Source organism: Devosia sp., from assembly GCF_028290645.1.
Lineage (GTDB): Bacteria > Pseudomonadota > Alphaproteobacteria > Rhizobiales > Devosiaceae > Devosia_A.
On the sequence record NZ_JAQGJL010000421.1, the window covers coordinates 1 to 22,158 of the forward strand.

The following is a 22,158-nucleotide window of genomic DNA, read 5'->3' on the forward strand; positions in this document are numbered from 1 at the left end:
ATTGCGGACGACCCGCGTCGAGGCCAACGCCTCGCCGGCCCCGCTTCATCTCCTCACAGGGTTCGAGGGGATGGGTCTTTGAAAACTCCGAAGCCGCGAGGCTGTCGGATGCATCAGCATGCCCTACAGCATCGCGACTGTGGCTACCCCCACTCTCAGTCCCTCCGCACAAGGGGAGGGAGGCGCGAGCACCGGCTCCCCAGTCGTCTCCCTCCCGCTTGTGCGGGCTTCGAGCCGGCCGAAGGCAAAATCGCTCCAGTGGAGCGATTTTAGGGGAGAAGGCCATGAGAGCTGCGCTCGAATGGCTGGATCAAGGGTGGGGGTGGCCCACGCTCCGGCAGCCGAGAGTTGGGTCCAGCTCCCGCAAGGATGACATCGAGTTTTTTTGGTGAGCAGGCGGTACGCCGTGCGCGGCGCCCTACCCCCGCCCGCCTTCCTTCAGAATCCGGCCCTTCTCGCGGTTCCAGTCGCGATTCTTCTCGGTCTCGCGCTTGTCGAAGCTCTTCTTGCCCTTGCCGACGCCGATCAGGAGCTTGGCCCGGCCCTGCTCGTTGAAGTAGAGCTTCAGCGGCACGATGGTGTTGCCGGCGCGCTCCACGTCCTGGCTGAGCCGCGCCAGGTCCTTTTTCTTCACCAGCAGTTTGCGCGGGCGCTTCTCTTCATGGTTGAAGCGGTTGGCCTGCAGGTATTCGGGAATGTGCGAGTTGATCAGCCACAGCTCTCCCCGCTCGGGCGACGCATAGGCCTCGGTGATCTGCGCCTTGCCGATGCGCAGCGACTTCACCTCGGTGCCGGTCAACACGATGCCGGCCTCGAGCGTGTCGGTGATCTCGTAGTCGTAGCGAGCCCGGCGGTTCTCCGCGATCGGGCCCGTGACGATCATGTGAGGTTTGTTTGGTTTGGTTGCCATAAAGCTTAGTTGGGCAACAACCCCGCATGCGACAAGGCGAAATCGATCGCCTCCTCGTTTGCCCGGCTGATCGGGGTCAGCGGCAGGCGGAACTCGTTACGGCAGAGACCGAGCCTCGAGGCGGCGTATTTCACCCCGCCGGGATTGTTCTCGAGAAACAGGTTCTTGTGCAGCCAGACCAGCTTGTCCTGCAGCGCCAGCGCCTCGGCGTAGTTGCCCTGCTGGCAGGCGTTCTGGAACAGCGCCGAAAGCCTTGGCGCGACGTTGGAGGTCACCGAGATACAGCCCTGACCACCATGCGCGTTGAAGCCGAGCGCCGTCATATCCTCGCCGGAGAGCAGGATGAAGTCGGCGCCCAGACGCATTCGCTGCATGCTGGCCCGCTCCATGTTCGCCGTCGCATCCTTGACGCCCACGATGTTCGCATGGGCGTCGCGCAGCCGGACGATGGTATCGACGCTGAGGTCGACGACGGTGCGGCCGGGCACCGAGTAGAGCAGGATGGGCAGCGATGTCGCGGACGCCACGGCGGAGAAATGCTGGAACATCCCCTCCTGGGTCGGCTTGTTGTAGTAGGGCACGACCGACAGCACGGCATCGGCACCGACATCCTAGGCGAAGCGCGCCAGCGACACCGCCTCGTCGGTCGAGTTGGAGCCGGCGCCGGCGATAACTGGAACACGCCTGGCGGTCACGTCGACGCAAATCTCGATGACGCGGCGATGCTCGTCGTGGGTGACCGTCGGGCTCTCCCCGGTCGTGCCGACAGGCACGAGGCCGTGCGAGCCCTCGTTGATTTGCCAATCGACGAAATGGCTGAAGGCTTTCTCGTCCAGCGCTCCGTTCGCGAACGGAGTGATGAGCGCTGTGATCGAACCTCGCAACATTTCGGCTGAATTCCTCTTGAGAATGGCGCCGTCCCAGAGCGGTCGCCGCGCTTGTTGGTGGGCCATGCGGCCAGAATATGGCCACATCCCGATCATCGGGGAGCCACAGTCGCGCACCATAGTTTTTCTCGTGCGGCGCGACAAGCAAGCTGTCGATCGAGGGCGCGACGCACACCCACAAGGACCGAGTGGCTAACCAAACGTACACGGGAACCGTGCAACCTTAGGCGCTGCAAGGGTGGGGGCACCTTGTTGGATTTGTTCCGAGGACCAACAGGACGGTTACCATGTTCGTTGCGCGCGGCGCTCGCCGCCTGGGTGCATGCATTCTCGGCCTTAGCCTGATCGTTGCAGCCTCGCTGCCGATCGTCTTGTCACGCGCCAACGACAAGCCCCCCGTGCCGGTCGCCAGGTCCATACCCGTCGTCGCCAGAGCTCCGGCGATCGATTGGGTCACCACCGGCTCGATCAAACCCAAGGCGCCGGTCCCGGACAACGCCCCGTCGGCCCAGTTCAAGCAAGCGGTCGAACTCCTCGCCGACGGCAAGCAGGCCGAAGCCTATCAACTCGCCGTCAACCTCGCCGACACCGCCGAACGCCACGCCATCCAGTGGGCCGCGATCTACTACGGCAATGGCGAAGTGCCCGCCGCCTCCGTCCAGCGCTTCATTGCCGACGCTCCCGACTTCGCCACCGGCGCGGTGTTCAAGACCCGCCTCGAGCAGGCCCTGACCCGGGAGCAGGCCGACGACGCCACGCTGATCAAGCTGCTCGGCGGAGCCATGCCCAACACCCTCGCCGCCCAGATCGCCCTCGCCGAAGCCTATGTCGCCGATGGCCAGAAGGACCGCGCGGCGCGCATCGCCCGCGCCATCTGGACCGAGAACTTCCTCGACAAGACCACCGAAGCCATGGTCCTCGCCAAGCTCGGCGACCTGCTGGACCGCGACGCCCACTGGGCCCGCGCCGTGCACCTGATGATGCACGACCGCGCCACCGGGGTCGAACGGCTGATCAAGTTCATGACCCCGGCGCAGAAGTCGCTGGCCGTGGCGCGCAACGCCGTGTCGCGCAACGCCAAGAGCGCCAAGAAGCTGCTCGACGCGGTCGACCCGTCGATGCATTCGAGCCCGGTGTACCAGTTCAGCCGGGCCCAGCGCGCCCGGCAGTTCGAACTCTGGGACGACGCGATCGCCTGGCTCGACAAGGCCAAGGGCGTGCCGCCCGATGCCGAGGAGTTCTGGTACGAGCGGCGGACGCTGACCCGGCAACTGCTGGCCCTTGGCGAAGTAAAGAGGGCCTACCGCGCCTCCGACGGCTACCGCGAGGGCCCCGACGGACGGCTCGTGGAAGCGCATTTCCACGCCGGCTGGATCGCCTTGGCATTCCTCCACGACCCCAAATCCGCCGCCCCGCATTTCGAGGCGATGGCCACGAACGCGACGCTGCCTGACTCGGTCACCCAGGCCAACTACTGGCTCGGCCGCGCCCGTCAGGAGCTCGGCGACGAAGCCGGTGCCCGCGAAGCCTATGGCAAGGCCGCCGAGTACGGCACGATCTACTATGGCCAATTGGCCCGCTCGGCCCTCGGACTCAAGCCCGTCGCGTTGCGTGACATGCCGGCATGGCAGAAAGCCGAGCCAGGCTTCGAAAGCCGCGAGCTTGTTCGCGCCGTGCATCTGCTCGCCGACAACGGCCACAAGGATATGGCGATTCCCCTGCTCCGCAGCTTCGCCACCACCTTCAAGGACGGCGCCGACCTGCTGCTCGCCGCCCGGCTGGCGCAGGACCTGGGCTCGCACCACCTCGCCATCACCATCGCCGACGCCTCGGAACGCCGGGGCGCGCCGCTCGACCTGTTCAACTTCCCCAAGGACGGCCTGCCCGCAAGGCAACTCGCGTCGATGGACCACGCGGCGATCTACGCCATCACGCGGCAGGAAAGCCGCTTCCAGGTGGACGCGGTATCCTCAGCCGGCGCCCGGGGCCTGATGCAACTGATGCCGGCGACCGCCAAGGAAACCGCCGGCAAGCTCGGCGTCACGTATTCGAAAAGCCGCCTCACCAGCGACGGCGAATACAACGCGCTGCTCGGCTCGACCTATCTAAAGGCGCAGCTCGAATATTTCGACGGCTCGCTGCTTCTCGCCGCCGCCGCCTACAACGCCGGCGCGGGAAACGCCCGTAAGTGGATGGCGACCTTCGGCGACCCGCGTTCGGAGGCCATCGATCCCGTGGTCTGGGTGGAACTGATCCCGGTGCAGGAGACGCGCAAATACGTGCAACGTGTGCTCGGCAACTACCTCGTCTACCGCGCCCGGCTGGGCAAGGACGACCTCAGCATCGACAAGGCGTTGCGGCAAATCCCGGGCTAACTCATCAAGCCGTGAAAGAGTGCATCGCCCCCTTGGGACGCAGCGAAAGCATGCTATCTCTCGGCCATGTTCCCGCGCCGCCCCCGCACCCCGCCCGACGACTACCACAGCTTCGCTAGCCTCCCGGTCACGCTCTACGCTATCGGGCCGGCCGACGAGATAGTCGCCGTGCATGTCTCGGGCCGTCTTGCGATCGGCCGCATCCCGCTGGTCTGCGTACCCGGCTATCAGCGCAACATGGCGGACTTCGCCGATTTCGCGAGCCACTTCCGACGGGCGTTCGGCGATGACTGGCCGGTGGTCCTCATCGACCTCAAAGGCCGGGGCCGCTCCTCCGACCGGGCGGACAAAGCGCGCTACATCTCGACCGTCGACGCGCTCGACCTGATCCAGGTGCTGGCGGCGCTGGCGGTAGACGGCGGCATCTTTGTCGGCCAGGGCTATGGCGGCCAGGTGGTGATGGCGCTTGCTGCCGAGCGGCCCAACCTCATCGCCGGCAGCGTCCTGATCGATGCCGGACCGGTCTCCGATCCGCGGGGGTTGGTGAGGCTTAGGAACAACCTCAAGGATCTCGAAGGCAACCGCTCCGAGGCCGGTTTCCGGGCCATGTCCCGCCGCATGCTGGCGCCCGACTACCCCGCCGCGACCGAGGCCCTGCTCGATGTGCTTGCTGCTCGCTCCCACTATCTCGACAAGCGCAGCAGGGTCCGGGCACTGTTCGACCCGCACCTCGCAAAGATGCTCGAGGCGTTCGAGCACGATGATATCCTCGTGCCGCAGTGGCGGCTTTATGATGCGCTGGCGAGCGCCCCTCTGATGCTGATGCGCACGCAACTGACCGAGCAAGTGCGGCGCGAGACGTTCGAGGAGATGCTCAGGCGCCGCCGCGATGCGGAGGGGTACGTCATCGAGGGCTCGGGCTCCCCTGCCCTGTTGAATACCCCCGAGGATGTCGAACCGATCGCTGAGTTCGTGAGGCGGATCGTAAAGCGCCGCGCGAAGGCAGCCTGACTTTACTGCTTGCCGGCGACCTTCTTCGACTTTGCGATCGCTGCCGCCAGCTCCCGGGCCTGCTCGCGCCAATGCTCCCGCCTGATGCGACCGGCGATACCGAGGTGCTGCTCCACCCAATCGATATTCTCGTCGGAAAAGTCGGCGATCTGGTCGAAGTGATAAACGCCCAGGCTGTTGAGGGCTGTCTCGATGATCGGCAGGATGCCGATGACGTTGGTCAGGTTGTCCGCGCCCCCTGGTTGCGGTGGCTCGATGCCCACCGGCTTGCCGGGCGGACTCTCCGGCTGCTCGGCGACAACCAGTTCCACCGCCTCAACCGCTGAGGCGACTGCCACCCCGGCGGCGACAATCGCTTCATCGGTTGCGATCCCGTCCGGGAGAGCAGCCTTGCGCGCCCTGCCCGGCGCCCGGCGACGCGGCGTCCAGTTCCCTTCGATCGCGCGCATCGCCGCGGCTTCGTCGTCTTCGGAGGCAGAGCCCGCGGGGGCGGCGATCAGGGTTTCAATGGCGGGTTCTGGCGGGGGCGCGGCCGGAACGGCCACTGCCTCCACTTCCGATTCTGGCTCGGACTGCGGCTCTTCTGCCGCCGGTGGCTGGGGATGAGGGTCTGGCGCAGGCTCAACCGCCATCGGCATATCGGCGTCCGGCGCGGCGGCATCCGTGTGTTCAACCGGAATCGCCTGCTCGGACGCTGAGAGAAGAGACTCCGGCTCGACCGAGGCCTCTTCCTTGGCGGGCGCCTCCGGCGCCTTCTCCGTGGGGAACGGGATCACCTCGGCGGTGATGCCGGAGGGTGGCACGGCAGAGGGAGAGGGTTGCGGGACTGTCTGCGGATGCGGGACCCGCTGCCCGGACGTCGTCTCTCCGGCGACGCGCGCCGGTGCAATCTCGGCGACGCGCTTGGCGATCTCGACCACAGGAAGCGGGGCGATGGCAGGGATAGTGATTTCGGGCATCGGCGCGATGCTGTCGGGTCTCGAGGCAGCGATCGATTGGATCGCCTCGCTGAAGTCCGGAGCTACCAAGTCGGCAGGGGCGGCCGGTGTCGCCGGCTTTGAAACCGGCGCGATCACTGGAGCACTGACCAGCGTCGGCGCTGCGTCAGCCGTTGGGGCTGGGGCCGCGACAGCTTCCACCGGCCGTGCCACCCTCGGCGGTGCCAGTCGTAATGCGGCAAGCCGCGCGATAGTACCGACGCTCGCGCCGACTACAAAGGCGAGCAGCAACAGAACTGCGATCTCAAGAACGTGCGCCGGACTCAGCATCGGACGCTCAACCCTTGCGCGCCGGGACGGAGAACCATCCCGTCGCGAGACCAATGACGGCGGCTCCAAGCACGAATGGCCAGTAGATCTCTAGCAGGTAGATCAGCGAATCCAGGGTCATGTCGCGGGCATCACTCGTCGGCAAGGGTAAAGGCGATACGCCGGTTGGCCTGCTTCCCGGCCCGCGTCTCGTTGCTGGCAACGGGCACGCTCTCGCCATAGCCGATAGCATAGAGGCGTTCGGGCCCGATGCCGCGCAGGATCAAGGCGTCGACCACCGCCTCGGCGCGCGAGACGGAAAGCGCCAAATTGGCCTCGTCGTCGCCATCCGCGTCGGTGTGACCTTCGACGTTCACGGTCGCCTCGGGACACAGCGCGAGATAGCCCGCCAGCTCGTCGATGGCCGGCAGCGAACCCTCGGCGATCAGCGCACTGCCCGATTGGAACAGGATCGCGTTGCGGGCGGCGAACGCTCCTACTTTCTCCCTGCAGACCATCAGCGGCGGCAACAGCGTGACGTTGGTCTCCCACTCGTTGAGCATCGGGACCACTGCGAGCGCCGCCAGGGCGGCCCGCCGATCAGCCTCGGTCTCGGCCCGGCCGGAAAATACCCACTTGTCGCCATCGAGTCCGAACTCACCGTCTGCCAGCAGCGCGAGCGCACGGCTCCCCGCATTGGCATTGGTGATGAAATCGGCGGGCAGGCCGCTGCCAATCGTCAGGTCTGCCGATGGCTCCCCGCCGGTGATCACCGCCAGGTACCGCCGCATCGGCTCCGCCGGCACCGAGCCCTTGAAGGCGACAACGCCACCCGGCGCCTTCGTGGCCTCGAACACGTAGCTGCGAACAGCTGTCGCAGCGGGCTCGGCGTGTGCGACCTCGGTCTCGACCGGGACCGCTTCGGGTGCAACCGCAGCCTCGGTGGAATTCTCCGTAGGCTCCTCCTCCGCCGCCGCTACGGCCGTTTCCGGCGTTGGAGCCGCGGCTATTTCAGTCGCCGCTGGTGCGGCCGGCTGTGGCTCAGCCGTAGGTGATGCAACTGCCGCCGGCGCTTCGGCGCCTTGGCTCGGATCGGCGATTGCCGTTTTCCAACTGGCCCCACCGTCTGTGGCCGTGGCTAGCGCCGCCTTTGCGGCGACGGCATCCGCGGGCGTGATCGGTTGCCCGGAAATCGACCATCCGTTGCCATCGTATCTCAGCTCGCCGCTCTCGAGCTTGAGTAGCGCATCGAGCCCGGCGAGCGAGTCGGTGATGAACCCACCGGGCTCACCGGAGCCGACGAGCGTCGTGTCCTTGGCGACCTTGCCCGCTCTCACGGCCACGAGGCGCCGCAACTCCTCGGTGGGCACGTAGCCGGAGAACGTGTAGCTGCCGTCGCTGGTCTTTGCTGCCGACCATACAAACGGAGACACAACCGGAGCCGCGTCCGCGGCCTGGATCGCCACGTGCCACGCAGCGGTGTCGACGGCACTGTGGAGCGTCGTCTCTACAGCGTGACGGGTTGCGGTAGCAGCAACCTTGCCGGTCAGCGACCAGTTGCCCGCGGTAAGATCCAACGCGCCCTCGTCCATCGCGAGCAGCGCATCAAGCCCGGCGATCACCGCGGGGATGAAACCATCGGGTGCGCCGCCGCCAAGTGCCGTGCCGTCGACAACACTGGCGCCGGCGTGAGCCGCCAGATAGCGCTTCAGCTGCTCGGTTGGCACGAAACCGGAGAATGCGACGCTGCCATTGGCAGATTTCTGCGCCCGCCAGACATAGGGATCGACCACCGGCGGCACAGCAGCCTCAGTGGCTGGCGGCAAGGTCACAGTGTAGGTCCAACCTGCCGTTCGGAGGCCGGTGGCCGCAAAAGCGGTCTCCGCCGCGAAGGCTCTCTGCGGCGTATCGACGGCGCCAATAAGGCTCCAGCTGTCTCCGTCATAGTTCACCTTGCCGCTATCCAGCAAAGGCAGCACCCCTAGCGCCTTGGCGGCGGCAGCTTCGAAGTCCTCCGGATTTCCGTCGGCGATGACGGTGGTGTCGGTTGCGGGCTCAGGCAGAGCCCCGGCGAGCGCCTTCCGAACGGCTTCGCTCGGAACGTGACCGGATAGCGAGAACAGCCCGTCCGCCGATTTCTCCGCCGTGAAGGTGAAGGGGGTGGCGAGCGGCGGTTTGATGTTCGCGGCGGCAAGCGCTAGCCCCTGGGGGACTCCTTGCTTGAGGATGGACTCGACGGCTGTAAAATCCTCGATCGTGGCGGCACGCCCATCCAGCGTGAGTATGGTGCCCTGGATCGTTGCGTGGCCCTCGCTCATCCGCCCCAGGGTCCCGATGACGAAATCCACCGCGGACTGGAAGCGCTCCGGCGCCCCGCGGCCGAGTTCGAGACCGGCGGCATCGACACCATCAAGCGCTTCGAGGCGATCCCGGGCACTTGCATCGGGCACGAAACCATCGAGCACTATGCCGTCCGTGGTTCGCTCGGCGCTGAACCAGTATTCGCTGACCAGGGGCGGGCCGAGTGTGACGGTGGTCCCGGAGGGGGTCATCGCGACGCGCACGGATTCGGCCGTGGCCGGATCGGCAGGAGAGCCCGACAGAGCTGAGGTGGCGTCTGAGATAACAGCGCTACCGCGCTCAAGCTTCAGCAAATTCTGCAGCAGCAGCTTCGCGGTGGTCTCAAAGCCTGAGGGAGCCCCGGAGGCGAGAACGAGACTCGTCGAAGCGCTGGCGCCGGCCGGAATGATGTTTTCAAGCTCTGCAATAAAGGCCTCGGTCGGAGCGGCGCCGGAGAGATTCAGGCGCGATCCGTCGTAGTCGGCGCGCCACTCGAAGGGGGATTGAAGCGCCGGCTGGACCTCGCGATAGGCCAGCTTCACCGAGGCGGGGACGGGCTCGGCGGCCAGTCGATTCAGGGCGTCGTAGGCTTCGGGCGATTTGGCGCGGCCCGAAACGGTGAGGTCGAGATCGGCGAGGGCTACTTCTCCCTCATCGAGCTGGGCGACGTAGCCGAGCGCGTAGTCGACGGCGGCGAGCCAGTCGGCGCGGTTGGGAGCGCCGGACATGGGCCGGGTTTCGTCGTGCACACCCTCACCGGCGAGGGCGAGGAGCTGGGCGCGGGCCGCTTCGTCGGGGAGGCCGCCGGAGAGGTTGATGGCGCCGCCCTCTACAGTCGCGATGAAGGGGAACGGGCTAACGTATTCTGCCAGCACGACTTTTGACGTCACGGAGCGCACGCCATGGATGCCGCCGACCTTGGCCACGACGTCGTCGATCATCGCCTGGGTGGTCGCGGTGCCGCTGATGGTGGCGTCGCGCATGTCGAAGGCGAGCGTGGCCCAGTCATATTGTGGAGCGGCGACAATGGCTTGGGCACGCGTGGCGAGGTCGGTCGGGATGGCGGCGCCGCTCGTGGCGATGGCGGCGGCGGTGCCGCCGATCACCGTGACGAAGGCGGGAACGCCCCAACGCAGGAATATGCCGCTCATGCCGCCCCCGGGAGAAGAATGCCGCCGGCGCCTGGCCGACGACGAGCCATAGCGCCAATCAGTGAATCGGAAAAGTGCGTCAATGCCACTGACAATTCGAAGACGCCTGGATGAACCGGTAATCGAGGCCAGATGAACGAAGGCTGAGCACCACCTGAACGCTTCGTACAAAAGAGAAAGGCCCGGCTGACGCCGGGCCTTTCCAATCCGATTGGGCCGTAAGGCTTACTCGAAGGTCTTCTTGAACTCGGACTCGATCTTGTAGCCCACGTCTCGGTCTTCGGTCGACGTGACGGTGCCCTTGACGGACGAGGTATAGCCGCCGCCCGGAGCCCAAGCCAGCTTTGCGGAACCGTAAACGAGATCGTCCCAGCGATCCCGAACAAAACCAACCTCGCCGGTAACAATGATCGTCTCGGTAACTGCCGCCGAAACGCTCGCCGCCACCTGGTAGTTGTCAGCACCAGCGTCGTAAATATTCGCCTGGTACCAACGGCCACCTACGTTGACAGTAACGCCCTCAGACACGGTAGCGCTGAGGGACACACCGGCACCGTAGTCGGTCTCGTCATAGAGGCTATCGTTGATGGCCTCAACCGAGCCCGCGAGCGTGAACATGTCGAACGTGGCCGAGGCCGACGCCAGAACGTTCCAGTAGTCCGACGGCGCAAGATCATCGTGACCAAAAGCACCGGCCAGAACGACCTTGAAGTTGTCGAAGGTGCCGGCGAAGCCAGCATGGGCGCCCCACGACTCTACTTCGCCATCGAGGACACCAGCGGCCGCGACGGTCAAGTGAGCCGCAATACCCTCACCTGCATACGAGATCACGCCAACAGCGGTACCCGCTTCTTGAGGGTCGTCGTTATCGAGCTTTTCGAGGCCGGCACCGATCGAGACGCCGTTGCCCAGATCGGAGACCACCTGGATCACGTGACCGCCATCACCGAGAGCGACATGCGGGCCCCACGAGACGCCGAGGTCAACGTCTTCCGAGTTGAACAGACCGAGCCAGTTCAGGGGCTCGTCCTCGCCCTTCTTCATGAGCGAACCCTTCTTGCCCGCCATGATGACAGTCGCGTCGCCGATCGAAACATAGGCTTCGTCAAGGATCACGCCGCTGGTCGAAGAACCGTTCGACCAAGACGTTTCATCTGTGATGACGCTCTGGCTGACTTGCTTGAGCTTCAGGATCGCCTTGGCCGGACCGAAGTCCGAGTCAGCGGTGGCGGCGAACCGGATCCACGCGTCGAAGCGGCTGTCCCAATCGTTGAAGCCGTCGCCACTGATGAACGTAACATCACCGTCGTCGGCGGCGGTGTTGATCCTAATATCGGTGTTAGAGTAATCGCCCCAGATGAACTTGTACTTCACTTCGCCGGTGATCTGCAGGCAGTTGGTGTCGGACGAGATCGTCAGACCCGACAGGCCCAGAGCGTCGCAAACGTCGAGCGACGTCAAGACGCCGAGATCGGCCGCGTAGGCACCGCCGGTCGAGAGACCTGCCGCCGCCAAAGAACCCAGAAGAAGGCTCCTGATTTTCATTATTGACCTCCAAAGTCAGTCATTCGTGTTGCCGATTGCCCGGCGGTTTGTCGAAACGCGACCACACTTTTGTGTGTGTTGTCGTCGCGTTTGCGACCGACAAACGATCCCATGCATGGATTCGCATTACCCACTCTACGCAGGACTTGGGGAGGCGCAATCGCAGAATGGCTGAATTGGGGCAGAGCCAAGGTGGTTGCGGAGCGCCTGTTGCAGATTCAGCACAGGTTTGGAAACCAAGCCTTAATGCTTGTGAACCGGGCGTTACCTGCCCCGCCGGGCGGTGAGCCCATTGAAATGACAACGTTTGTCAGGCTGGCCAGTCCCACAGCTGGGGACGGACCTCACGCCAGGCGGCCATATGGTCGGCGTGGTTGCCGGCAACCCGGTCCGGGGACCAGTCGCGATACTGCGGCTCGGAGCGCTGTTCAACGAGACAGGCGCTGTCCCAGTCAAGGCCACAGAATTCCAGCAGTTTCCGGGTTCCGCCCTCGCGGTCGGCAGCCAGGCTACCGAGGTCGATGTCGTGGAGCTGGCCCGGGAAGCGGTCATGCCAGGCCTCGATCAGCCGGCCGAAGGCGGCGTGGTAGGGCTGCAGTTCGTCCATGTCGTTGGCGTATTCGTAGCCGCGCGAGGTCAGATACTTCTCGAATATGGCGGCGCAATGCTCGGCGGGCTGGCGGCGGGCGACGACGATGCGGGCATTCGGCAGGGCGAGGCGGATGAAGCCGACGTGGCGATAGTTTGACGGCATCGTGTCAACGGGGACCTTGCCGGCGGGAACGAAGCGTTCCGCCTCGCGCATGTAGGCGCGGCCGAGTTCAGTGAATCGCTGGGGCGGGATTTCGCGCGCGCGTGCTCCCGGATGCTCGGCTAGCAGTTCTCGCACCAGCCTGCCCATGGTGGGCAGTTCGCCCGCGGCGGCCACCGTCGGATGGCGGGCCAGAATCGCTTCGATCGTGGTCTTGCCCGAGCGCGGCAGGCCGACGACGAAGATGGGGGCGCCCTCGCGGAAGCCGGCGTCTTCCAAGGGGGCTGCCACACCCTCGAAGCGGTCGATGTCGGCCTTCAGGCCGGCACGGGCGCTATCGAGGGAGAACGGTGTCCGCTGTCGATGCAGGCGGTTGGCCTCGGTGAAGACGTCGATCGCCTCACGGTGCTCGCCCAGATCGGTGAGGGCCTTGCCGAGGCCGAAGCCGACGAAGATGCGGTCCTCAAGGGGAGCGCCCTCGGCGCGGAACAGCCGCTCCATCGCTTTGATCGGGGCGTCGCGGTGTTCGTGGCGGACGGCATAGGAGCGCTGCAGGTGGGCTTCGCCGAAGCCGGGATTCAACTCGAGCGCGCGATCGAAACTCTCGACCGCCGGTTCGAGGCGATTGAGGTAGCGAAGCGAACGCGCCCGACGCATGCGGAGCTGGGCGTCGTCAGGCAGAGCCCGCAGTGCCGCTTCCACGAGCGCCAGCGCTTCGCTGGAGCGGCCCTCGTCATCCAGCATCATCGCCAGGGCGTTGATTGCGGCGCTGTAATTGGGCCGCAAGGCGATGGCGCGGCGATAGGCGGACTCGGCCTCGATGATGTCGCCGGCATCGCGCAGGGCGTTGCCGAGGTTGAAATGAAAGCCGGGCTCGCCGGGCTTGAGCCCGACGGCGCTGCGCTGGGCGTCGACTGCGTCGTCGACCTGCCCCAGGGCGCGCAGGGCCATGCCGAGATTCGCGTACGCCTCGGCGAATTCAGGATTGATGGCGAGGGCGCACCGCAGGGCAACTGCGGCGTCCTGGTTGCGTCCTGCGGCGTTGAGCGCGACGCCCAGGTTGCCGAGATACTGGGCGTTGGCGCCCTCGGCGGCGACGGCGCGGGCGATGAGGCGCACCGCTTCGTCTGTGCGGCCCTGGGCAAGACGAACGAGGCCGAGCAGGTGATTGGCGGCTGGGTGGGCTGCGTCCATCGCCAGCACCCGCTCGTAATAGGGCGCGGCCTCGGCGGGGCGGCCCGACTGGTGCAGGGCGAGACCCTGCTGCAGCAGCGCGGAAATCGCGGCCTTCGGCGCCACGGTGCCACGGGGTCGAGACGGCTTGGACATCGAGATCACTTCGCGTGGCGCTGAGCAGGGCCGTTGGGGCGTCGGCAGGCCGCGGACTAGGCCGATTGGCTGCCTTGCCTATGCCGCAACTAGTCGTCCATATGACGGCAAATAAGGGTGGGAAAGAAGAAAATGACAGAAGGCAAGGTGGCGGTGGTGACCGGCGCGACCTCGGGGATCGGCCGGGCGACGGCGATCGGGCTGGGGGCGGCAGGCTATCGCGTGGCGATCCTGGGGCGCCGGGAGGCGGAGCTCGAGGAGACGGCGCGGCTTGGCAACGCCAGCTATTGCGGGGTCTGCGACGTGACGGACCCGGCCGCGGTGCATCGCTACTTCACTGATCTGAAAGCGAAATTGGGTCGCATCGATGTGGTGTTCAACAATGCCGGCAGGTTCGCGCCGCAGGCCAGCTTCGGGGATACCGATATCGGGACGTGGCAGGGCATGGTCGACGTCAACCTCAACGGGGCGTTCTATGTGGCGCGGGAGGCTTTCAGGGCGATGCGGGACCAGCACCCGCAGGGTGGGCGGATCATCAATAACGGCTCGATCTCGGCCCATGCGCCGCGGCCGGGCGCAGCGGCTTATACCGCGACAAAGCACGCGATTACCGGCCTGACCAAGGCAATTTCGCTGGACGGGCGGGCCTTCAGCATTGCCTGCGGACAGATCGATATCGGCAATACCGCGACCGACATGACCGCCCGGATGACCACCGGATCGCTGCAGGCTAACGGGACGATGGAGCCCGAGCCGACCTTCGACGTGCAGCATGTGGTGGATGCGATTCTCTTCATGAGCGGCCTGCCGCTCGAGGCGAATGTGCAGTTCATGACGGTGATGGCGACGAACATGCCATTCATTGGCCGCGGATAGGCCACGTTGATGAACGCAAATCTACGGCTTTGCGCGTAGCGGTTCCTGTGTAGTTCCAACCATTTGACATGACATTTTGTGGTCCGCGCGGGCCACCGTGTCATTGTGGCAACATCCGGCGCGATTTGGGCGGTTTCGTGGCGATACGCTTGCCATCCGGACTCGATTCTGCCTAACTCAATACAGACCAAAGGCCCTATGGAGTTGCGAATGAGACTGTCTCGAATCTTGCTGGCCAGCGCCTCGGTGTTGGCAATTTGCGGTGTGGCCAACGCCGCTGATCTGATCGTCGATGAGTCCGCCCCGGTGGATGTGGTTTCGGCCGCACACGACTGGAGCGGTGTCTATGTTGGCGCCTCGGTCGGCTTCGGCACCGGCACGGTCGATTGGACTGGCGACTTCTTCGACGACATCACGGACGCCCCTGGCGGCAGCCTTGATGGCAGCTTCGACGTCAGCGGCTGGACCGCTGGCGTTCAGGCGGGTGCCAACGTTCAGTTCGACATGTTCGTCCTGGGTGTCGAAGGGGACATCAACTGGGCTAACATCACAGGTGAGGGCGAGAATATCGGGCCCGGACCTGACTTCACCGTTCCGAGCGCTACGATTGACTGGATCGGCAGCCTTCGCGGTCGCGCCGGCGTGGCGATCGACCAGGTGCTGCTGTACGGCACCGCCGGCTTTGCGTTTGCAGGTGGCGAGTTCGGCATCACGAACCTCGACTTCGCTGGCGACGATCAGACTGGCGACATCAATGCTACCGGCTGGACCGCCGGCTTCGGCGCGGAAGTGGCGCTCGACGAAAACCTCTCGATCAAGGGCGAGTACCTGTTTACCCACCTTACCCCGGACGAGGTGATCTTCGACATGCCCGCCGATCCCGAGTACCTCGCCACCAACGCCGACATCGGCATCCACACCTTCAAGGTTGGCCTGAACTACTCGTTCTGACCACGTACCTCTCAAAGCTTTCAAGCCGGCCGCTCCCCTGGGGCGGCCGGTTTCGTTTTGGGTTATGCGCTGAACACCCGGTCGCCGGCGATCCAGGTGGAGCGGATTTTGAGGTCGTCGCTCAGGACGGCGAAGTCGGCGCGGGCGCCGCGGGTCAGGTGGCCGCGGTCGGATTCGACGTGCATGGCGGTGGCGGGATAGAGGCTGGCCATGCGGAGGGCTTCGTCGAGGGGGACGCCGATGACCTGGTGCACGTATTTCACCGCGTCGATCATCGTCAGGTCGGCGCCGGCGAGGGTGCCGTCGGCGAGGCGGAGGGCACCGTCCTTCCTGTAGACTTTCCGGCCGGTGAGCTCGAACTCGGTCCAGTCGGTGCCGGTGATCGACATCGCGTCGGAAACGAGGAAGATCTGGCCGGGGCCGCGTTTGGCGCGGAGCGCGATGCCGATCGTGGCGGGATGGACGTGGATGCCGTCGGCGATGAGGCCGGCGTTGAGCGCCGGCAGGTCGAGCACGGCGCCGACGACGCCCGGCTCGCGGTTGCCGATCTGGCTCTGGGCGTTGAACAGGTGGGTGGCCATGGTGGCGCCGGCCGCGGCGGCGGCTCTCACCTCGGCATAGGTGGCGTCGGAGTGGCCGATGCTGATGATGATGCCGGCCTCGGCGAGGCGGGAAATCTGTTGCGGGCCAACGGTTTCGGCGGCGACGGTAATGAGGAGATTCGGGAGCTTTGCCCGCGCGGCGAGGAGCCGTTGCAGGTCCGATTCCTCCATCGGGCGGATGAGGGCGGGATCGTGGGCGCCCTTGCGCGCGACGGAGAGATGCGGGCCCTCGAGGTGGAGGCCGAGGAAGCCGGGGACGCCCGCTGCGGCCGCGGCGATGCCGGCGGCGATGGTCGCCTCGTTCCTCGGCACGGTGTCGGTGACGATGGTGGGAAGGCTGGCGGTGCAGCCGAACTGCGCGAGGATGGAGCAGATGGTGCGGATGGCGTCGACGGTCGGGGTGTCGTTGAGGAGCACTCCGCCGGCGCCGTTGACCTGGAGGTCGATGAAGCCGGGAACGATCAGCGCGCCGTCCGCCGGGACGCGGATGGCGTCGGTGGGCGAATCGGCGGCGATCAGGCCTTCGACTTTGCCATCGGCGACGACCAGCGCCATGCGATCGTGCCATTCGGCGCCGTCGAAGATGCGGGCTCCGGTGAAGGCTTGTTTGGTGGTCATCGTGGCTCCTCGTTCAACTGGGGGGCTGGTGGCTGTGGACCCCCACCCCTGTCCCCTCCCCCTAAGAATGGGGAGGGAGACGACTACATCAGGGCCTCAGTTTGCGTCTCCCTCCCCCTACAGGGGTGGGGGTCGGCGAGCACCGGCGTTTCGGACCCAAGACCTCATATCGTCTCCGTCACCTTCTTCAGGTGCGGGGGGCGGTCGGGGTCGAAGCCGCGGCGGCGGCTCAGGGCTTCGACGAAGGCGTAGAAGCTGACGATCAGGGCGAGGGCGTCGGTGATGGCGTGGCCGGAGGCGGCGAAGGGGAGGCGTTCGGCGGCGCGGGCGTTGACCGAGGTGATGAAGACGCGGGCGCCCTGCCCGGCCAGGCGTTCGGCGATTTCGGCCACCGAGGCTTCGGCGGCATCGCGGGCGGCGAGCGCGAGGACCGGGAAGTGGTGCTCGACGATGCGGGCCGGGCCGTGGATGACCTCGGCGGCGCTGTAGGCTTCGGCATGGATGCCGCAGGTTTCCTTGAACTTCAGCGCTGCCTCGCTGGCGATTGCGAGGGCCGGGCCGCGGCCGAGGACGTAGAGCGACTGATGCTTGTCGAGCGCGCCGAGGAGCGGCGACCAATCGCAGTGCACCGCCTCCTCGAGAACCTGCGGCAGAGAATCGAGAGCCGCGAGCAAGGCCTTGTCTTCCAACCAGTTTCCTACGAGGCCGAGGCCGGCGACGACGGAGGCGACGAAGGTCTTGGTGGCGGCGACGGACTTCTCCTCGCCCGAGCGCAGCGCAATGGTCTGGTGGGCGGCGGCGGCGAGCGGGGAGTCCGGGGTGTTGGTCAGCGCGAAGGTCAGGGCACCGTTGCGGCGGGCCGATTCGGTCATCGCCACGATGTCCGGGCTCTTGCCGGACTGCGAGATGGTGATCGACGCGGTGCGGGCGAGCTTCAGCTCGCGGCCGTAGATGGAGACGATCGAGGGGCCGACCGAGGCGACCGGGACGCCGGCGAGGAGTTCGATGGCGTATTTGAGGAACGAGGACGCGTGGTCGGACGAGCCGCGGGCGATGGTGACGATCGCCGCGGGATCGGCGGCGCGGAGCGCCCTGCCTGCGGCGGCGAAATCGGCCCTGCCCTCGGAGAGGAGGCGGGCGACGGCGGCGGGAGTCTCCTCGACTTCCCGGCGCATGTGGCTGGCGTGGGCATTGGGCGTAGTCTCGGTCACTTGCGGCTGCCTTCCCCGACTCTCAGTTCGGCGACGAAATCATAGGTGTCGCCGCGATAGACCGAGCGGGTGAATTCCACAACCTTGCCGGAGGCGAGGTAGGCGATGCGCTCGATATGGAGGGCGGCGGCGCCGGGCGGGATTTCGAGCAGCCGCGCGTCGTCCTCCTCGAGATTGGCGGCGCGGATGCGCTGGATGGCGCGCACCGGGCGCGAGCCGGACTTTTCGAGGTGGGAATAGAGCGACGAGCCCACGGCGGCGGGATCGGGCAGCGTTGCCGACGACAGGGCAGCGCGCTCGATGGCGAGCGGCATGTCGCCGGAGAGGCGCAAGCGCGCCACCCGCGCGACGCGCTCGCCGGGCGAGAGGCCGAGGATCATGGTTTCCTCGGGCGACGGATCGTAGACGGCGCGATCGAGCCAGACGGCGCGGACGGCCATGCCGCGGCGGGCCATGTCCTCGGTGAACGAGGTGAGCTGGCTCAGCGACTGCTCGACGCGGCTCTGGTGCGGTGCGACGAAGGTACCGGAGCCGTGGCGCTGCACGAGGATGCCGTCGCGCACCAGGTGCTGCACGGCCTTGCGGACGGTGACGCGGGAGACCTCGACCTTGGTGGCGAGATCGCGCTCGGAGGGCAGTGCATCGCCGGGCTTGATGGCGCCACGGGACACGGCATCCTCGATCCAGCGCTTCAACTGAAGGTAGAGCGGACCGCCCTGCGGCAGGATGATGGCGCCGGAGCCGAAGAGTGCGTCTGGTGCGTCAGCCATATAGAACCTGCAACGTGGCAACGGAGCGACGCGCGGGGCGGGACGATGGGAAATCGCGTCTCGATCCGGGCATGCGTCGTCTCCTCCGCACACATAATACCAATAAAAGACCATTGACCAAGCGGAAAATCGGCCCCGACCACAAGACCGCAAAATCGTTGCGCCTCATGGGGCCGAGGCAGAGAGGGCGTCGCGTCGGAGCGCCGAAAGTGACGATTTTGCTAACGCCGACTGGACAAGTGGTATTTTTTTGGCATTACTAGGGGAAAGGAAGGTCCCGATGCTGGCCTGCTATGCGGAGAAAGATTTGGGATCGTTCGGGCCTGGGCTGGAAGTGTGCGTGCCGTGTCGCACCTCCCCGATGTCATCCGAGCGCAGGTTGGGACGCATTTCGCAGCCTGAGCCGGTGGAGAGTTGGATCCCAGCTTTCGCCGGGATGACATCGTGTATGGGGGACCTCTCGGGGGTGATGCAGGCCGTGGCCGAAGGCATGCACTCCCTATCGAACGAATTTGACTATGTGGAGCGCGCGGTTTTGGGGCAACCTCAAGGCTCCGCGTTTCAGGAACCGTTTTCGAGTATCTGCCCATGACGTCCGCGCCTGCCACCGAAGCCGCCGATGCCCGCTACCAGGGGTTCGATACCTGGCGGGACGATGCGATTCTCGCGGCGCTGCTGGAGGGCCAGCAGCGGGCGCTGAACTCGGTCGCCGCGGCGATCCCGGCATTGTCGCAGGCGGCGCGGGCGGCGGCGGAGCGGCTGGCTGGCGGGGGGCGGCTGATCTATATCGCCGCCGGCAGCCCGGCCTTGATGTCGCTGGCCGATGCGCTCGAGATTCCACAGACTTATGGCGTCGCCTACGACCGGATCGTGCTGGTGCTGGCCGATGGCGAGGGGATCGCCAAGCGGCTCAACGGCATGCGCGAGGACGACGCCGAGGGGGCCCGGGCCGACATGGCCGCGGTTGGCGTGGGGCCCGGCGACTGCGTGATCGCGACCTCGGCGAGCGGCTCGACGCCCTATACGGTGGCCGGGATGATGGCGGCGCGCGAGGCCGGGGCGGTGACGATCGGGATTGCCGGGAACGCCGGGGCGAAGCTGCTGGAGGCGGCGGACATCGGGGTGCTGCTCGACGCCGGACCGGAGGTGATCTCGGGCTCGACGCGGATGGGCGCGGGCACGGCGCAGAAGGCGGCGCTCAACATGCTGTCGACTTTGATGGGGGTGCACCTGGGGCACGTCTATGATGGGCTGATGGTCAATGTTAAGGCCGACAACGAGAAGCTGAGGGGCCGCGCGGCTCGCATCGTCACGAAAATCACCGGCGTCGACACGGCCGCGGCCGTGCGGGCGCTGGAGCTATCGGGCGGCGAGGTGAAACCCGCCGTGCTGATTGCGGCGGGGGTCACGACGCCTGCCGAGGCCGGGCTGCTGCTCGGCCAAACCAAGGGAAACCTGCGCATGGCGCTCGCCAAGATCGGCGCCACGACGCCGGCTATATAGCGTCCTGACCGCTGGGTCGGGACGAACAGGAGAGAGAGGACTAATCATGACGCTTACCAAGCATCTGCTTGCAGCGACCGCGGCAATCGCGATCGTTTCGGGAGTGGGCCCGGCCTTCGCCCAGGACGTGAACCTGACGATCGAGAGCTGGCGCACGGACGACCTGGCCGTATGGCAGGACAAGATCATCCCGGCGTTCGAAGCCGCCAATCCCGGCATCAAGGTGACCTTCGCGCCGACCGCGCCGACCGAGTACAACGCGGCGCTCAACGCCAAGCTCGAGGGTGGTTCGGCCGGTGACATCATCACCTGCCGTCCGTTCGACGCCTCGCTCGAGCTGTTCAACAAGGGCTACCTCGCCCCGCTGAACGACCTGCCGGGCATGGAGAACTTCTCGCCGGTGGCCAAGGCCGCGTGGTCGACCGACGACCAGGCGACGACCTTCTGCGTGCCCATGGGTGCGGTGATCCACGGCTTCATCTACAACAAGGACGCGTTCGACGCGCTGGGGCTGACCGAGCCCAAGACCGTCGCCGAGTTCCATGCCGTGCTCGACAAGATCAAGGCCGACGGCACCTACATTCCCCTGGCGATGGGCACCAACGACCAGTGGGAAGCCGCGACCATGGGCTACCAGAACATCGGCCCGACCTACTGGAAGGGTGAAGAGGGGCGCCTCGCGCTCATCGCCGGCACCCAGAAGCTGACCGACCCCGACTGGGTTGCGCCCTATGCGGAACTCGCGAGCTGGAAGCCGTATCTCGGCGACGGCTTCGAGGCGCAGACCTACTCGGACAGCCAGAACCTGTTCACCCTCGGCCGCGCCGCGATCTACCCGGCCGGCTCGTGGGAAATCGCCGGCTTCAACGCCAACGCCCAGTTCAAGATGGGCGCCTTCCCGCCGCCGGTCGTGAATGCCGGGGACAAGTGCTACATCTCGGACCACACCGATATCGGCATCGGGCTGAACGCCAAGTCGCCGAATATCGAGGCGGCCAAGAAGTTCCTGACCTGGGTGGCGTCGAGCGAGTTCGGCACGATCGAGGCCAATGCGCTGCCGGGCTTCTACCCGCTCTCGAACGAGCCGGTGACCATCGAAGATCCGCTGGCGCAGGAATTCGCTTCGTGGCGCGGCGAATGCGAGAAGAGCATCCGCTCGACCTACGCGATCCTCAGCCGCGGCACGCCGAACCTCGAGAACGAGACGTGGAACGCCTCGGTGCAGGTGATCAAGGGCGCCGAGACGCCGGAAGCTGCCGGCGCGCGCCTGCAGGCCGGGCTCGATGCCTGGTACAAGCCGGCCGGGCAGTAAGCTGATATAATCTCGCCGGATCGCCCACGGGCGGTCCGGCTCAACCGGCAATGATCCGGGGGTGGACGACACCCACGGGGTCATTCCCGCGAAAGCGGGAACCTCTGTTTTCTCGCCCGCGGCAGCATCGCAACGGGGGTCCTCGCTTTCGCGGGGATGACACCGAGGGCGGGGCGGAGAGCTGAGCAGATCGCGGCCATTTGGCCGTAAATGTAGCGACCATGGCGGGGGCAGCACCGTGGCAACAATCAGCGTAGCGACCGACGACATCGCCGCAGTCCGAAAACCGTTCAGGTGGCACATCCTGGTGTTCCTGGCTCCGGCGGCGCTGGTCTATACAGCGGTGATGATCTTTCCGCTGATCTCGACGCTGTACCAGGCGTTCTTCTCGCAAGCCTGGGCGTTTGTCGGGTTCGGCAATTTCGTGCAGCTGTTCACCGACTCGCGGCTCAGCGCCAGCTTCTGGAACGCGCTCAGCAACAACGTGTGGTTCTTCCTCATCCACATGGTGGTGCAGAACCCGATCGGCATCCTGCTGGCGGCGCTGCTGAGCAACCCGACGCTGCGGCTGCGCGGCTTTTATCGAACCGCGATCTTCATTCCCGCGGTGCTGTCCTTCGTGATCGTGGGGTTCGTCTGGAAGCTGCTGCTCTCGCCGCTATGGGGGGTGACGCCGACGATCATGAAATTCCTCGGGTTGCGCCAGTTCTTCCAGCCCTGGCTCGGCAAGGAAGAATACGCGCTGACGACACTGAGCCTGATCTCGGTC

General features: G+C 66.0%; 15 protein-coding genes and 1 pseudogene. 7 read left to right on the forward strand and 9 right to left on the reverse strand.

From position 1 onward, the window contains the following. Positions 1 to 418 precede the first annotated feature (418 nt). Together smpB and dapA are read right to left on the reverse strand one after the other, a co-directional pair. Positions 419 to 883 carry an SsrA-binding protein SmpB gene (smpB, locus tag JWQ89_RS22210; protein ID WP_299644821.1) on the reverse strand — a complete coding sequence of 155 codons (465 nt, stop codon included), beginning with the start codon at positions 881 to 883 and terminating at the stop codon, positions 419 to 421. A gap of 32 nt (positions 884 to 915) precedes the next feature. After that, positions 916 to 1,797 (reverse strand): annotated as a pseudogene (gene dapA, locus JWQ89_RS22215) (4-hydroxy-tetrahydrodipicolinate synthase). 287 nt (positions 1,798 to 2,084) lie between these two features. On the opposite strand from dapA, the gene JWQ89_RS22220 reads away from it, so the two are divergent. Both JWQ89_RS22220 and JWQ89_RS22225 read left to right on the forward strand, forming a co-directional pair. After that, on the forward strand, positions 2,085 to 4,172 hold the full coding sequence (locus tag JWQ89_RS22220) for a lytic transglycosylase domain-containing protein (protein WP_299644823.1): 2,088 nt from the start codon (positions 2,085 to 2,087) through the stop codon (positions 4,170 to 4,172). A 66-nt stretch (positions 4,173 to 4,238) separates the two neighbouring features. Then, positions 4,239 to 5,183 carry an alpha/beta hydrolase gene (locus JWQ89_RS22225; RefSeq protein WP_299644824.1) on the forward strand — a complete coding sequence of 315 codons (945 nt, stop codon included), beginning with the start codon at positions 4,239 to 4,241 and terminating at the stop codon, positions 5,181 to 5,183. Between the two features lie 2 nt (positions 5,184 to 5,185). Here JWQ89_RS22225 and JWQ89_RS22230 read toward each other — a convergent pair whose 3' ends face one another. The 4 genes from JWQ89_RS22230 to JWQ89_RS22245 all read right to left on the reverse strand — a co-directional run bounded on the left by JWQ89_RS22230 (position 5,186) and on the right by JWQ89_RS22245 (position 13,546). Continuing rightward, positions 5,186 to 6,451 (reverse strand): hypothetical protein, encoded by a 1,266-nt coding sequence (locus JWQ89_RS22230; RefSeq protein WP_299644826.1) that lies wholly within the window; start codon positions 6,449 to 6,451, stop codon positions 5,186 to 5,188. A 131-nt stretch (positions 6,452 to 6,582) separates the two neighbouring features. After that, positions 6,583 to 9,921, reverse strand: coding sequence for an OmpA family protein (locus tag JWQ89_RS22235; RefSeq protein ID WP_299644827.1), 3,339 nt, complete (start codon positions 9,919 to 9,921; stop codon positions 6,583 to 6,585). Between the two features lie 225 nt (positions 9,922 to 10,146). Further along, positions 10,147 to 11,466, reverse strand: coding sequence for a hypothetical protein (locus tag JWQ89_RS22240; RefSeq protein ID WP_299644828.1), 1,320 nt, complete (start codon positions 11,464 to 11,466; stop codon positions 10,147 to 10,149). Between the two features lie 310 nt (positions 11,467 to 11,776). Next, positions 11,777 to 13,546 (reverse strand): tetratricopeptide repeat-containing sulfotransferase family protein, encoded by a 1,770-nt coding sequence (locus JWQ89_RS22245; RefSeq protein WP_299644830.1) that lies wholly within the window; start codon positions 13,544 to 13,546, stop codon positions 11,777 to 11,779. Positions 13,547 to 13,678: 132 nt separating this feature from the next. On the opposite strand from JWQ89_RS22245, the gene JWQ89_RS22250 reads away from it, so the two are divergent. Both JWQ89_RS22250 and JWQ89_RS22255 read left to right on the forward strand, forming a co-directional pair. Then, positions 13,679 to 14,422 carry an SDR family oxidoreductase gene (locus JWQ89_RS22250; protein WP_299644832.1) on the forward strand — a complete coding sequence of 248 codons (744 nt, stop codon included), beginning with the start codon at positions 13,679 to 13,681 and terminating at the stop codon, positions 14,420 to 14,422. Positions 14,423 to 14,632: 210 nt separating this feature from the next. Continuing rightward, positions 14,633 to 15,373 carry an outer membrane protein gene (locus JWQ89_RS22255; protein ID WP_299644833.1) on the forward strand — a complete coding sequence of 247 codons (741 nt, stop codon included), beginning with the start codon at positions 14,633 to 14,635 and terminating at the stop codon, positions 15,371 to 15,373. Between the two features lie 62 nt (positions 15,374 to 15,435). Here the strand turns inward: JWQ89_RS22255 and nagA are convergent, their stop codons facing one another. From nagA to JWQ89_RS22270, 3 genes are all read right to left on the reverse strand, one after another. Beyond that, entirely contained in the window at positions 15,436 to 16,593 is a 1,158-nt protein-coding gene (gene nagA / locus JWQ89_RS22260) for an N-acetylglucosamine-6-phosphate deacetylase (protein WP_299644835.1), read from the reverse strand. 164 nt (positions 16,594 to 16,757) lie between these two features. Further along, complete coding sequence (locus JWQ89_RS22265; protein ID WP_299644842.1) at positions 16,758 to 17,768, reverse strand: SIS domain-containing protein; 1,011 nt, start codon at positions 17,766 to 17,768, stop codon at positions 16,758 to 16,760. A 32-nt stretch (positions 17,769 to 17,800) separates the two neighbouring features. Then, positions 17,801 to 18,574: a GntR family transcriptional regulator gene (locus tag JWQ89_RS22270; protein ID WP_299644836.1), complete on the reverse strand. Its 774-nt coding sequence runs from the start codon at positions 18,572 to 18,574 to the stop codon at positions 17,801 to 17,803. Between the two features lie 588 nt (positions 18,575 to 19,162). Here JWQ89_RS22270 and JWQ89_RS22275 point away from each other — a divergent pair. From JWQ89_RS22275 to JWQ89_RS22285, 3 genes are all read left to right on the forward strand, one after another. After that, positions 19,163 to 20,077: an N-acetylmuramic acid 6-phosphate etherase gene (locus JWQ89_RS22275; RefSeq protein WP_299644837.1), complete on the forward strand. Its 915-nt coding sequence runs from the start codon at positions 19,163 to 19,165 to the stop codon at positions 20,075 to 20,077. A gap of 46 nt (positions 20,078 to 20,123) precedes the next feature. Continuing rightward, positions 20,124 to 21,389 carry an ABC transporter substrate-binding protein gene (locus JWQ89_RS22280; protein ID WP_299644839.1) on the forward strand — a complete coding sequence of 422 codons (1,266 nt, stop codon included), beginning with the start codon at positions 20,124 to 20,126 and terminating at the stop codon, positions 21,387 to 21,389. 238 nt (positions 21,390 to 21,627) lie between these two features. Then, on the forward strand, positions 21,628 to 22,158 hold a 531-nt coding region (locus JWQ89_RS22285; RefSeq protein WP_299644841.1), incomplete at its 3' end, for a sugar ABC transporter permease.